Source organism: Paenibacillus artemisiicola (assembly GCF_017652985.1).
GTDB lineage: Bacteria > Bacillota > Bacilli > Paenibacillales > Paenibacillaceae > Paenibacillus_Z > Paenibacillus_Z artemisiicola.
In genome coordinates this window covers 132204-144901 of the sequence record NZ_JAGGDJ010000002.1, presented here as the reverse complement: position 1 = coordinate 144901, position 12698 = coordinate 132204, and the positions used below count along the sequence as shown (strand labels likewise).

11 protein-coding genes are annotated in these 12698 nt (G+C 64.7%); all 11 read right to left on the bottom strand.

Annotated features, from left to right (window positions below):
- Positions 1 to 12 precede the first annotated feature (12 nt).
- Complete coding sequence (locus I8J29_RS03915; RefSeq protein ID WP_208846366.1) at positions 13 to 1110, bottom strand: hypothetical protein; 1098 nt, start codon at positions 1108 to 1110, stop codon at positions 13 to 15.
- A gap of 272 nt (positions 1111 to 1382) precedes the next feature.
- On the bottom strand, positions 1383 to 3365 hold the full coding sequence (locus tag I8J29_RS03910; protein WP_208846365.1) for an FtsX-like permease family protein: 1983 nt from the start codon (positions 3363 to 3365) through the stop codon (positions 1383 to 1385).
- Positions 3337 to 4110 (bottom strand): ABC transporter ATP-binding protein, encoded by a 774-nt coding sequence (locus I8J29_RS03905; protein WP_208846364.1) that lies wholly within the window; start codon positions 4108 to 4110, stop codon positions 3337 to 3339. Before I8J29_RS03905 ends, I8J29_RS03910 begins: the two co-directional genes overlap by 29 nt.
- Before the next feature lie 81 nt (positions 4111 to 4191).
- Positions 4192 to 5184, bottom strand: coding sequence for a sensor histidine kinase (locus tag I8J29_RS03900; RefSeq protein ID WP_208846363.1), 993 nt, complete (start codon positions 5182 to 5184; stop codon positions 4192 to 4194).
- Positions 5181 to 5879, bottom strand: coding sequence for a response regulator transcription factor (locus I8J29_RS03895; RefSeq protein WP_208846362.1), 699 nt, complete (start codon positions 5877 to 5879; stop codon positions 5181 to 5183). The genes I8J29_RS03900 and I8J29_RS03895 overlap by 4 nt, the downstream gene beginning before the upstream one ends.
- A 21-nt stretch (positions 5880 to 5900) precedes the next feature.
- Positions 5901 to 8117, bottom strand: coding sequence for a serine racemase VanT catalytic subunit (vanT, locus tag I8J29_RS03890; RefSeq protein WP_208846361.1), 2217 nt, complete (start codon positions 8115 to 8117; stop codon positions 5901 to 5903).
- Positions 8107 to 8988 carry a D-alanyl-D-alanine carboxypeptidase family protein gene (locus I8J29_RS03885; RefSeq protein ID WP_208846360.1) on the bottom strand — a complete coding sequence of 294 codons (882 nt, stop codon included), beginning with the start codon at positions 8986 to 8988 and terminating at the stop codon, positions 8107 to 8109. Before I8J29_RS03885 ends, vanT begins: the two co-directional genes overlap by 11 nt.
- 90 nt (positions 8989 to 9078) lie before the next feature.
- Positions 9079 to 10167, bottom strand: coding sequence for a D-alanine--D-alanine ligase family protein (locus I8J29_RS03880; RefSeq protein WP_208846359.1), 1089 nt, complete (start codon positions 10165 to 10167; stop codon positions 9079 to 9081).
- Between the two features lie 219 nt (positions 10168 to 10386).
- Entirely contained in the window at positions 10387 to 11016 is a 630-nt protein-coding gene (locus I8J29_RS03875) for an FMN-dependent NADH-azoreductase (RefSeq protein ID WP_208846358.1), read from the bottom strand.
- Positions 11017 to 11339: 323 nt separating this feature from the next.
- On the bottom strand, positions 11340 to 11798 hold the full coding sequence (locus I8J29_RS03870) for a hypothetical protein (RefSeq protein ID WP_208846357.1): 459 nt from the start codon (positions 11796 to 11798) through the stop codon (positions 11340 to 11342).
- Positions 11799 to 11802: 4 nt separating this feature from the next.
- Complete coding sequence (locus I8J29_RS33635) at positions 11803 to 12684, bottom strand: DUF5683 domain-containing protein (protein ID WP_240545916.1); 882 nt, start codon at positions 12682 to 12684, stop codon at positions 11803 to 11805.
- Positions 12685 to 12698: the final 14 nt, after the last annotated feature.

Sequence of the window (12698 nt, the reverse complement as noted above, 5' to 3'; positions counted from 1 at the left end):
GCCTCCGCCGAATTAGTCTTCGCAGTATTTGCGCTCATCCGCCGGCTGAAACGACGCCTGCGTGATGAACCGGCCCGGCTCGCCGTCGTCCCCGTACTCGAAGACGAATACATGGCCGCGCGGGATCTGATGGCCGAGCACGCGGACGTACGGCGCGCTCACCCGGTACACCGACGGGAACGGGCAGCAGTACCAGTACGAGTCTTCCTTGATCATGCCCTGCGCGAGCAGCTCCTCGACCGTCGACTCGTACTCCCGCTCGACCGGTGTCTCGACGAACAGCTCCCAATGCTCGGTCAGATCCTCGATCGCCTGCGCGCGTTCGCCGGAACGGTTGATATCGCGGATCGCGAGCTCCGAGGTCACTTTCCAAATATCGTCCGAGTCGAGCTTGCACGCCTTGAACGCCGACCCGGAACGGATCGGGCGGGCGGGGATCCGTTTCAGCAGCTCGGGCTCCTTCAGCCCTTGCGCGATCAGGATGAAATTGGACAGCGCGATCCAATATTGCTCCTCCGCTTCCTCATGCGACTCGGGCGAGACGCGGCGGCCGTTCGAAATCGTGCCGACGATGGAATCCCCGGCTTGACGGCGCGTGCGCGCTTCTTCATATAGCAGAATCGCTTCCTTAAAACGCTCGCCTTCGTTGCGGGCAAGATCGACGTCGAGCCGCAGCAGCTCCTCCATGTCGCCGGCGGCGCGCCGCAGCCCGGCCAAATGCGCTTCCGGGCAAGGCTTCGGCCCTTCGATCTGCTCGCCGAGCGTCACCGGCAGCGGAGTCCGCGCCGAATTCGCGAAGGCCGCTTCCTGCCGCGCCGCGACCATGATGTCCGGGAGCGCGCCGTACCAGACGTCCGCCTGATCGTGCGTGACGATCGGCACCGGCTTCGGCTCGTCGCCGTCCAGGGCGTCCCCGATCAGCGCGTCCGCCATCGTCTGCAGGCTCCGCGCCGCCTGCACGAACGCCTGCGACCGCGGCGAGCCGCTGCCGGCCAGCTCGGCGTGCAGCGCGTACACCTGCTCGCCCAATCGTTTGTAAGCTTCCAAATGCTCGATCGGGCATATTTTTTGCCCCGTGATTCCCTCGCGCAGCCAATCCATCAATCCCATGTTCCCTAACCTCCAAGTGACGTAAGTTAACCAAATGTACGCACCGCGCGTCGACATGTTTCACATTTTTTGTAAGCCGATGATGTAAAACGACCCTCTCAGCATACCACACGCGCGGGCCGGCGGGAGCAAACGGACCGAAAAAGAACGGCGCGGCCGAAGCGCCCTTCGGGCCGGCCGTCTACCCGGACCGCGGCCGAACGGCAAAAACCCCCGGCGACAAAACCGGGGGTACCGTTGCAAGCCGCGCGTGCCGCTGGCGATGCCGACGCTCAGCGCGTCAAGCCGGGCTCCGCCAGCCTGCGCCGCAGATGCTCGACCGCGCGCCAGCGGGCGATCAGGAAATAGACGAGCTGGATGGCGACGAACGACGCGAAGATCGCGAGCGAATGCGCCACGACGGAGTAATCGACGAGCAGCTGCAGCGCGAAGAACGCGACCGAGCTGTGCACGAGCGCCATCAGCAGCGGCACGAAAAACATGATGAACAGCTGCCGCGTCATGATCCGGCTCAGCTCCTTGCCGCTCAGGCCGACCTTGGCGATCATGCCGTACTGCCTCTCGTCGCGGTCCATGTCCGCGTACAGCCGGAAGTAGATCGTGCTCGCCGCGAACGTGAAGAACACGATGCCGACGAGGCCGCTGACGATGAACAGCATGCCGTTCTCCTGCTTGGACGAGACCCATTCCAGCGCGAGCGAACGCAAGTAGTCGTCGTCGCTCCCGCCGTTGTTGACCCGGTCGACGAGCTCCTTCGACAGGCCGACGGTCTTCTGCCAGTCCGGCACGTCGAAGAGATAGGTCCGGGAGAGCGACGTCTTATCGGTCACGCCCTTCAGCAAGCGGTCGTACAGGCCGTCGGTCACGACCAGCGTGCCGGCGTAGCCGACGTCCGGCAGGACGATGCGCGGCACGTACTTGACGATCTGCGCGTCCGCCTTCTTGCCGCCGACAACCAGCTCGACGGGAGCCGGATTCGCGCCGGAGCCGTTTTCCGTTCCCACGCCTTCCGGATAGCCGGACTTTTCCCAATCTTCCTTTTGCCATAAGTACGACGGCGTCAGGAAGGCCTCGCCTTCGCCGCCCAGCGCTTCGGCCGGATACCCGAGATCCGCGGCAAGCCGGTTGTATTCGCTCAATTTCACCAGCGTGTACGACGTCTCGGTCTGCAGCGGCGACATCGGATGCACCGTGTACGGAAGGCCCGCCGATTGGAGCGCCCGTCCGATCTCCGCGACGGCGGCAGGCTCCTTCGAATAATCCGCCGAATAGGACGAATAGCTGTAGGCGTACGGATTGTACATCGCCGCGAGCCCCGGATCGCCGAGCGCCAGCGTCGTGCCGATGCCGGTGAACGCCACCGCCGAGACGACCGCCACGATGAAGAACGTCGCCGCGTTGTCGCGCATCCGGTACGTCAATTCCGACAGCGTCAGCATGTTCGTCCGGCGGAAGAACAGCTTCTTCCCCCGCAGCGCCCGCAGCGCGTACACGCTCGTCTGGGTGAACAGGAAGTACGTGCCGGCGATCGACAGGACGACGCCGGCGAGCAGCTGCTGGAACGAGAAGTGGCGGTTGATCGCAAAATCGAGCACGATGCCGTACCCGCCGGCCAGCAGCAGCACGGCGAGCGCCGACAGCCACGGCGATGCCGCCGGTTCGGGCTTCGGCTTATCCTCGGCCAGGATCAGCTCCGCCACCCGCTCCTTGCCGGCCATGACGGACGTCAGCGACGCGATCATGAGGAACAGCACGCCGAACGCGACGACCGTCAGCAGGACCGCATTCAGCGGCACGTAGAAGCGCAGGCCGTCCTCGATCGCCAGCAGCCGCGCGCTCGCGAGCAGGATCAGCTTGGAGAAGATCAGGCCGACGCCGATGCCGAACGCGAGGGCGGCGAAGCCGATCCAGGCGTTCTCGACGAAGAGCATCCGGTTCAGCTGGCGCCGCGACATGCCGAGCAGGATGAGAATGCCGAATTCCTTCTTGCGCAGCTTGAGGAACGCGCCGACCGAATAGAGCAGGAAGAAGAACGAGAAGACGAAAATAATGACCTCCGACACCTGCATGCCGATCGTGCCGAGCCGGCTGAGCGTACCGCTAGACGAGACGAGCTCGCCCTTCAGGTCGGGATGGAACAGCAGCAGCGCGTACGTGAAGAAGATCATGACCGAGAACGCGCTGCTGAGGAAATGCGCCATGTAGATCCGCTTGTTGCGCAGGACGTTAAGAATGGCGAACCGGCGAAAATTCATGCTCCGTCCCTCCCATCATCGACAGCAGGTCGATGATTCGCTGATAGAACGCGGCGCGGCTGTCCCCGCAGTGAATCTCGTTGTACAGGCGGCCGTCCTTGATGAAGACGACGCGGTGGCAGTAGCTGGCCGCGGCCGGGTCGTGCGTCACGAGCAGCATGGTCGTGCGGTCCGCTTCGTTGCGCTTCTCCAGGATCTCCATGACGTCGCGCGCGGCCTTCGAATCCAGGTTGCCCGTCGGCTCGTCCGCGAGCACCAGCTTGGGCCGGTGGACGAGCGCCCTGGCAATCGCCGTCCGCTGGGCCTGCCCGCCGGAGATTTCATAGGTGCGCTTGCCCAAAATCGCCGAGATGCCGAGTTTGGCGGCGATTTCGTCGGCGCGCCGATTCATCTCGCCGAGCGGCACGCCGTCGAGCACGAGCGGCAGCAGGATGTTTTCTTTGACGGTCAGCGTCTGCAGCAGATTGTAGGCTTGAAAGACGAAGCCGAGCTCCCGGCGCCGGAACAGCGCCAGCTGGTCGTACGTAAGCCGGTACGGGTCCTGGCCGGCGATCCTCACTTCGCCGGACGTCGGCTTGTCGATCGTCGACACCATGTTGAGCAGCGTGGTTTTGCCGCTTCCGGACGGCCCCATGACGCCGACGAATTCGCCTTCGGCCACCGTCAGGTCGATATCCGCGAGCGCTTCGTACGAGACGGCCCCCGCGTAGATTTTGCCGAGATTGCGAACGGTTAGCAGATCCATCTTCTGTCCCCCTTGATTCTTCGATGCCTCCAGTGTACCCGCTCGGGCGCCGCGGTCCTATTGATCGCTCTTTCAGCAACCTTACAACGTTGTAAGCCGGCGGCCGAACGCGATGCGCACCGCGGTGCCGGCGCCGACCTCCGATTCCAGCTCCAGCCGCAGCTCCAGCTTCTTGGCCACCTCGTTCGCCAAATACAGGCCCATGCCCGTCGATTCCTTGAACGACCGGCCGTTCTCGCCGGTGTAGAACGGCTGGAACACCCGCTGCCGGTCGGCCTTCGGAATGCCGACGCCGCGGTCGCGGATCTCGAGCACCGGCGCGCCGTCCCGCTCGAACGCCGACACCGTGACGGTCCGGCCGCTGCCCGACGAATACTTGATGGCGTTGGACAGCAGCTGCAGCACAATAAACCGAAGCCATTTGGCATCGGTCTGCACGACGAAGCGTTCGTCGACGTTCACTTCCGGATAGACGTGGCTGCGGATGAACAGGCGTTTGTATTCGTGCACGGCCTCGTTCGCCGTCTGCCGCAGGGAAACCGGCTCCACGCCGAAATCCTGCTCGAACGTCTCGAGCCGGGCCGTATAGAGCATCATTTCGATGCCGTGCCGCATCCGGTCGCCTTCCTCCGAAATGCTTCGCAGGCGCTCGTCTTCCTCGTCCTGCGTGATCATTTCGATGACGGAGAGCGGCGTCTTCATCTGGTGCGCCCATTGGTTGATGAAGGTCAGATGCTCCCGCTGTTTGCGCTCCCAGGCTTGGATTTCGTTGCGGTAGTGGCTGTACTGGGCGTCCAGCAGGCGGCCGAGCGCGGACGGCAGCGGCGCCGTCTCCCGGCGGGCGACGGATTGGCCAAGCGAGCCGAGCCGCTCCGTCAGCCGGGCATAGAAGCCGCGATGCGTGAAGTAGCGGATGAGCAAGTAGCAGCTGAGCAGCACCGCGCTCAGAAACACCGCGTAGAGCGCCGTCGAGGGCCGCGCGAAGCCGTCGAGGCGATAGACGAGCAGCACGACGGCCCACTGAAGCGCCGACCAGAACAGGAGCGGCAGATGCTCGCGCGCGAACAGCTTCATCGCGGAGCCTCTTCCGTCCAGACCGGGTTCAGGCGGTAGCCCGAGCCGCGGACCGTCTCCAGCGCCTGCTCGATGCCGAGCTCGGACAGCCGCTTGCGGATGCGCGTAATGTTCACGCTGAGCGTGTTGTCGTCCACGAACGCGTCATCCCACAGCTTGTCCAGGATCGTCTCCCGGCTCACCACGCGCGGACTGCGCTCGAGCAGCGTCTCGAGCAGCACCGTCTCCTTCTTGCTCATGGCGACGGACCGGCCGTTCAGGTGAAGCTCCATCCGCTCCGGATAGAGCAGCAGGCCGGCATGGCTGACGACCCGCTCCTTGGCGGCGAGATCGCCGTAAGCCCGCCGCAGCTGGTTGCGGATCTTGGCCATGACGATCTCGTAATGAAACGGCTTCGTCATGTAATCGTCGGCGCCGTTCTCGAGCGCCATCAGCTGGTCCATCTTGCCGCTCCGGGCCGAGATGACGATGATCGGGCAGCTGGACACCGCCCGGATTTGGCGGCACCAATAATACCCGTCGAAGCTGGGCAAATTGATGTCGAGCAGCACCATATGGGGCTCGAGCTCCCGGAACCGGTCCAGCACCGCGTCGAATTCGTCGACGATGATGCCGTTGAAGCCGTATTTGCGGATATGGGCCTGCAGCATCGCGGCGATCTTGCCGTCGTCCTCGACGATCATGATATCGTACATGGTTCCTAGTATCCCTCCTTGTTACCGCAGCGCGTGAAGCCCGGCAAGCGCCTTCCGCGCGGGACGGCGGCCGGCTTCGGGAACGAACCGCTTCGCCGCCCGCATGCCCATCGCGCAGACGATCTCGTTCGTGATCGTGCCGGTGCGCGCCGCCATCTCGCCCGCGGTAATCCGCTCATCGCCGTCCTCTCCGATGATCGTCGCGGCGTCGCCTTGGCGGACGTCCGGAATGCCGCTCACGTCGACGGTCAGCTGATCCATGCAGATGCGGCCGACGATGGGCGCCCGCCGCCCGTGGATCAGCACGCTGCCGCCCCGCTCGGACAGCTCGCGCGGAATGCCGTCCGCGTAGCCGATCGCGACCGTCGCGATCATCGTGTCGGACGCCGCCGTGAAGCTCCGGCCGTAGCCGACGGATTCGCCCGCCTTGACGGGATGCACCCGCGAGACGCTGGCCTTCAGCGCGAGCACCGGACGCAGGTCGAGCCGGGTCCGGGTCGCGTCGCTTTCCGAAGACAGCAGCCCGTAGAGCGCGATGCCCGGTCGAGCCAGATCCATCTCGAGATCGGGGAAGTTCAGGATGCCGTAGCTGCTTTGCAGGTGCAGCCGTCCCGGATCGAGGCCCGCCGACCAGACGAGGGCGACGGCGCGCCGAAAGCGGTCGATCTGTTGGCGGCTGAACGCGATGTCGGCCGGATCGAGGCTGTCGGCTTCGGCGAGGTGGCTGTACGTGCCCGTCACCTCCAGCCGGCTGTGCCGGTACATCGAGCGGATTTCGTCGTCGTTGCCGCTCTGCTCGCCGAGCCGGTTCATGCCGGTGTCGATTTTGACGTGCACCTTGAACCGGCCGCCGTGCGCCTGCAGCCGCCGCGCGTCGTCGGCGTGGATGACCGTCTGCGTCAGCTTCCAGCGGATCAGCTCCGCCAGCCGCTCGGTCGGCGTATAGCCGAGTACGAGAATGTCGCCCTTCACGCCGGCCTTCCGCAGCTCGACCGCCTCGCCGATCTCCGCGACCGCGAAATGGCGGACTCCGCCGCGATAAAGGCGCTTGGCGACGCCGACCGCGCCGTGGCCGTACGCGTTCGCCTTGACGACCGCCATGAGGCCCGTCCCTTCCGGCAGCGCCTCCCGCAGCGCCCGCGCGTTATGGTCCAGACGCGCCAGGTCGATCTCCACCCATGCCCGCTGCCCGCCGGGCTTCCGCGAAGCTTTAGGTAACGCGAGTATAGCAAGCGCGGCGGCGATCAGCAACGTCAGCGCGGTCACGACGGCGAAGAATACGAAGCTGTTGCCGACCACGATCGTTTGCACGCCGGCTAATTCGGCGGCGCCGCGCACCAAGATGATGACGAGCGGATGGAGCAGGTACGTCGCCGTGCTCATGTAGCGCAGCCGTCGGCGCGAACGGCTGCTCCGCGCCGTCAGCAGGCGGAACAAGGCGTAATCGGCCGGAATGAGCGCGATGTACATATCCTCGTGCAAGGGCAGCCCGAGCCGGTGCAGCACGGTGCCTTCGAGCAGCAGCAGGGCGAGCGATGCCGCGAACAGGCCGCCGTACCGCCGGGCGGAACGGCCGCCGCCGTCGCCCTCCCGGCCGGCGTCTCCCGCCTGGCTGCCGGCATATGCGCCCAAAGCGATGAACAGCGGCGCGAAAAACAGGCCGTTGCGCGTCTGGCCGAAGACGTCGAACAGCTGCGCATAGAACCCGGACAGCGCGCCGGACTTCGCGGACAAGCCGTAGTAGCTGTCGCCGAACAAGCCGACGGCGTACAAGGCGCCCGCCAAGATCAGGATCGTCCGGTCGCGAAGCCGGAGCCGCAGCGCATAGATAGTCGCGGTGCCGAGCAGCAGCGCGGGCAAATACCAGAGGTGATAAAACGTGCCGCCGAAGAAGAGGTCCCGCAGCAGCGCGCCGACCGTCAGACCCGGGCCGAAATGGCCGGTATACAGATTCACCGGCAAGTAGAGCAGCAAGCCGAGCGCGTACAGGCCGCCGACTCGCCACAGGAATCGTTTGACCGGCGGCTTGTTCCGCGTCCCGTCCTTCGCGGGGCGGAAGAAGAAGAAGCCGGATGCCAGGAAGAAGAACGGCACGGTCAGATGCGAGAGGATGCCCGTCAGGACGAAATCGGCTTCCTTGTTCCACGAGGTAAGCGGCCCCGTGTGGTTGGCGATGACGAACAGCGCGGCGACGAGCTTGACGAGGTCGACGCGGCCGAAGCTGCGGTCAGCGGCCATGGCGCTTCGCCCCCTTGCCGTAAACGGCCGTCACGACGAAGCCGTCCTCGTTGTTGCCGGATACGTCCCAGTCCGCCGCGCCGGCGGCGGGCACCGGGACGGGCGTGAAGCCTTTCGCCGCCGGCACGTAGTACGTCTCGGCCAGCAGGCCGGCGTCCGCGACGATCAGGTGCTTCCCGCCGAACGCGTAGGTCTTCATGAACGCGGTATATTCCTCGAGGCACAGGTTTTCGCGCGCCATCACGGCCGCATGCGGGCGGCCGACGTAGCGAAAATGCCACGGCTCGCAGGCGATGCCCGTCAATGCCGTCTTGTCCTCCTCGTAGCGCTGGACGAAGCCGTACGCCGGCGCCAGCCGCTTGAACGAAGCGGCCTCTTCCGCGCCCTCCGAGAACGACGGGGCGATGTAATCGAGCCCGCCGTCCGCGAGACCGACGTCGACGGCCAGCCCGGTCTGATGCTCGCTCGCGCCGGGCAGCGCGACGTAGCTTTCGGTGTAGGCCGGGCCGCGCTCGCGCAGCGTGTCCGTGTAGATCGCCCGCTGCTTCTCTTTCGAGCGGTAGCCGCTCACGACGGCGATCCGCTCCCGGCCGCCGCAGCCGTCCAGCAGCGCCGTCAGCTGCGCGAGACAGACGGCGTCGAGCGCGATGTCAGGCTCTTGGCTGCCGGTCTCCCGCAGCAGGCTTCCGGCCGCGGGCGCGAGACGCGTCTCGAACGTCCGCACGGGATGCGCGGCGTTGACCAACACCAGCTTGCCGCTGCCGACCCGCTCCACGCCCAGGTAGACCGTCCGGTACGCGCCTGCGAGCGGAGCGCCGCCGCGCAGCGACCATGCCGGTTCTTCTATAGGTTTTCTCGTTATCGGGATCATATGCGACTTCTCCTCGCTTCCGGTTGGTTGTCTTACGCTAAGTGTAGGCGGGCCGTGCGGAAATTCCTATCGGTTCGCCTTTCAGCTTCCTTACAGCGCCGTAAGGCGGGCCGGAACGGCCGGTCGGCCGCGCAGCGCCTCTTCGACGAGCCGGTCGAGCAGGTCCGGGAAGGTTAGCCCGGCGGCCCGCATCATGTTGGGATACCGGCTCGCGGGCGTAAAACCGGGAATCGTGTTCACCTCGTTGAAATAGAGCGTGCCGTCCGCCGCGAGGAACAGATCGACGCGCGCGTAGCCGCTGCAGCCGAGCGCCCGGTAGACCCGCAGCGCCGTCTCGCGGGCCTCGTCCGTCTTGGCCTTCCCGATGCGGGCCGGCAGATGGATGGATGACGTGCGCAGCGAATATTTCTCGTCGTGGTCGAAGAAGCCGCCCGAGAGCTCGATCTCGTCGAGCTCGCCCGCGAAGAGCTCCGTCCCGCCGAGCACCGCGCAGCCGATTTCGACGCCTTCGACGTGCGTCTCCACGACGAGCTTATCGTCGTGCCGCAGCGCTTCGGCGATGCCGGCCTCCAGCTCCGCCGGGCCGTGCGCCTTCGTGATCCCGATCGACGAGCCGGAGCGGGCGGGCTTGACGTAGACCGGGTACGCGAGCCGATCGATTCCGCCGCGTTCGCCGGCCGCCCACTGCGCCGCGGTCAGCGTCGCCGCGGCCGGGACGCGGACGCCCGCCGCTTCGACGAGCGTCTTCGCGACCGCCTTGTCCATGCAGACGGCGGACGACAGCGAGCCGCAGCCCACGAACGGCAGGTCCGCGAGCTCGAGCAGCCCCTGCAGCGTTCCGTCCTCCCCGTTCCTGCCGTGCAGCACCGGGAAGACGGCATCGAGCGGCGTGAAACGGTATTCCGTTCCGGCCAGCTCGAACAATCCTTTGCGAGACCGGTCCGGCGACAGGAAGGCGGTCACGCAGCCGGGATGCGCCGCCCAGCGGTCGTCCCGGATGTCGTCTTCGCCGCCGAAGTAGCGCAGCCAGCGGCCGTCCCGCGTAATGCCGATCAGGGTCAGGTCGTATTTCGAGCGGTCGAGCTCCCGGATGACGGCGGCCGCCGACGACAGGGATACCGCGTATTCCGTCGACGCGCCGCCGAACAGGACGCCCAGCGCGATTTTATCGTTCATCATGATCTCTCCTCGCATGAATCGATGTCGTGAAGCCTGGTTCGCTTTCCCTTACGAGTGTAGCCGCCTCCCTTCGATTCACCTATTGATTCGGCTTTCAACAACCTTACAAGCTTGAAAGGCAAGGCGGGCGCGCACGACAAAAAGGGCAAGAGAGAACGCGTCTCTCTTGCCCCATATGGATGGCCGGATATCATTCCGGACTGGCGATTGGCGGATGAATTAGAACGATTTTGCGAGATCTTGCGCCGCGGCGATGGCTTTCGCTTTGGACTCTTCGGCGTTGGCAAGCGCCATGCCTTCGACGTACAGCGGCTCGAAGGAAGGAATGCCGAAGAACGTGGCGATTTTTTTCAGGTAGCTGAAGCCGCTCTCCATGACGGCTGCCGGACCGGCGGAATATACGCCGCCGCTAGCTTGGATGTGCAGGCCTTTTTTGTCGGACAGCAGGCCGACCGGACCTTCGGACGTGTATTTGAACGTTTTGCCGGCTACGGCAACGGAGTCGACGTACGCTTTCAGCACCGGCGGGAACGAGAAGTTCCACATTGGCGAGACGAAGACGTATTTATCGGCAGCGACGAATTGGTCGACGAGCTGGCCCAGACGTGCGACTTTCGCTTTCTCGGCGTCGGACAGTTGATCGAAGGCCGTGCCGGATTGCAGCTTGCCCCAGCCTGCGAAGACGTCGGCGTCGATTTGCGGGATGTCCGCTTGGAACAGGTCGAGGTGAAGAACTTCGTCGGACGGATTCGCTTCGCGGTAAGCCTCGATGAACGCTTTGCCTACGGCCATGGAAGCGGAAACGCTGTGATCGTGCGGGTGTGCAGTAATGTACAGTACGGTTGCCATTATCTGTATACATCCTTTCGGGTTGGTTTAATTTTAAGACTTTCTCATTATCAATCATTTTATCGGAGTTGGGAAGAAGGCACATTAAAGTGTTCAGGTATCCGCCGAGATACCGCCAGGATTTCCCATATTTTACGAATCCCTTGCAACGGACGGAACCGCAGCCGCAGAGGCATTCGCGCCGCGGCATGAAGGCCGCGTTCAAGGTTCGCCTTCCCGTCCTGACCGCATTCCACGGTCCAGGAATGGTTGTCCGGGCGCAACAAAAAAAACGGACGCCCCGCCGGTCCGGCGGTTTGCCCGTTCGCTTATCCGCGCTTCCGTCACGCTTCGATCCGCCCGACCGAGAGCGCCCGGTATTCCCACAGCACGCGCTGCACCTCGTGCACCCGATGCTCCTGGCACTCCACGATGACGGCCAGCTCCGGGAGCCGCTCCCGGATCCGCAGCGCACGCCGGAAATACTTCGCCTGCAGCAGGCGCGTCGTTCCGAACCCCGCGGCGAAGCCGAACAACGCCGTCAGCATGCCCCAGATGAGCGGTCCCCAGTCCAGCACGAAGCCGGCGCTGATGCCGACGACGCTGCACGCGGTCGCGCTCCCCATGCCCGCCTCGAACGCCAGCGTCGTCTTGTTCGGATAGAAGGCGGCGGTCTTGTCCGTCCGTTCGCCGCCGTTCTCCATCATGACCGTCATGATGGATGACCGGCTCACGCCCATCTGCTCCAGCACGGCCAGCGCTTGCTCGACTTCGAGCGAATGCTCGAAGGTACTAATGATCATCACCTTACTCCTTCTCCCTTCCGAAGAGCCGCAGCGGAAAAGGGGGATAGCGTTCCGCGAAATAGCACGCCTGCTCCAGCCGGAACAGCCGGTTGTGGTCGCGCGCCGTCATGTAGGCGTCGTACATGGCGCCCCCGATCACGGAGGGCATGAAGAGCAGCCACTGCGGATCGAGCGCGGCCGTCGCCTCCTTCAACCGTCCGTTCAGCAGCAGCAGGAACGCTTCGTGGGAGCGCGACATCGTCAGATAGACGAACCACCAGAACACGCCGTAGAAACCGAGTCCGAGCCGGTTGTTGTACAGCTGCCCGAGCCCCGGGAAAAACATGGAGCAAAACATGGCGGCGGCCGGCCGCTTCGGGCTGAGCGACGCGATCGTCCACGGCTTGATCACCGCAACGGCCGGCCTGGCGCCCTCCAGCTTGGCCAGATGGAATTGCTTGTTATTCTCGACGGCTTTGACGTAGCTGTCCCAAATCGCGAATAAATAGACGATGGCGTAGGCGAGCACCCATCTGGGCTCCAGCACCTCGGCCGCCAGGGCGTACCGGCCGCTGAACGAGTAAACGATCGCTTCGTTCACGTGCGCCGCCGTGTTAATGATGACTTCCCAGGCCGACAGCAGAAATCCGCGGACGAACTGGTGAAGCAGGAAGTGGCCGAAACCGGGAAAGGCGACCGACCACCACGCGATGATTCTCGGGTCCTGCCAGCGCAGGCTGCTGAGTCCGTCCTGGCTGAGCAAAGCTTGTTGTCTGCGTGCCGGGCGGGATGGGTGCAGGGAGCTCAAGTCGATCGCAATCTCCTTCTCGTGGCGCTTCTGGCTGCCGCGCGCCCCGCTGATCCGATAGCCGCTCGCAGCAAGGCGCGCTTCGATGACACGCATTGCTACCACTATGC

Bases quoted from the DNA above. Each gene is read 5' to 3' on its own strand.
- I8J29_RS03915 (WP_208846366.1), bottom strand. From the start codon at position 1,110: ATGGGATTGATGGATTGGCTGCGCGAGGGAATCACGGGGCAAAAAATA.
- I8J29_RS03910 (WP_208846365.1), bottom strand. From the start codon at position 3,365: ATGAATTTTCGCCGGTTCGCCATTCTTAACGTCCTGCGCAACAAGCGG.
- I8J29_RS03905 (WP_208846364.1), bottom strand. From the start codon at position 4,110: ATGGATCTGCTAACCGTTCGCAATCTCGGCAAAATCTACGCGGGGGCC.
- I8J29_RS03900 (WP_208846363.1), bottom strand. From the start codon at position 5,184: ATGAAGCTGTTCGCGCGCGAGCATCTGCCGCTCCTGTTCTGGTCGGCG.
- I8J29_RS03895 (WP_208846362.1), bottom strand. From the start codon at position 5,879: ATGTACGATATCATGATCGTCGAGGACGACGGCAAGATCGCCGCGATG.
- vanT (WP_208846361.1), bottom strand. From the start codon at position 8,117: ATGGCCGCTGACCGCAGCTTCGGCCGCGTCGACCTCGTCAAGCTCGTC.
- I8J29_RS03885 (WP_208846360.1), bottom strand. From the start codon at position 8,988: ATGATCCCGATAACGAGAAAACCTATAGAAGAACCGGCATGGTCGCTG.
- I8J29_RS03880 (WP_208846359.1), bottom strand. From the start codon at position 10,167: ATGATGAACGATAAAATCGCGCTGGGCGTCCTGTTCGGCGGCGCGTCG.
- I8J29_RS03875 (WP_208846358.1), bottom strand. From the start codon at position 11,016: ATGGCAACCGTACTGTACATTACTGCACACCCGCACGATCACAGCGTT.
- I8J29_RS03870 (WP_208846357.1), bottom strand. From the start codon at position 11,798: ATGATCATTAGTACCTTCGAGCATTCGCTCGAAGTCGAGCAAGCGCTG.
- I8J29_RS33635 (WP_240545916.1), bottom strand. From the start codon at position 12,684: ATGCGTGTCATCGAAGCGCGCCTTGCTGCGAGCGGCTATCGGATCAGC.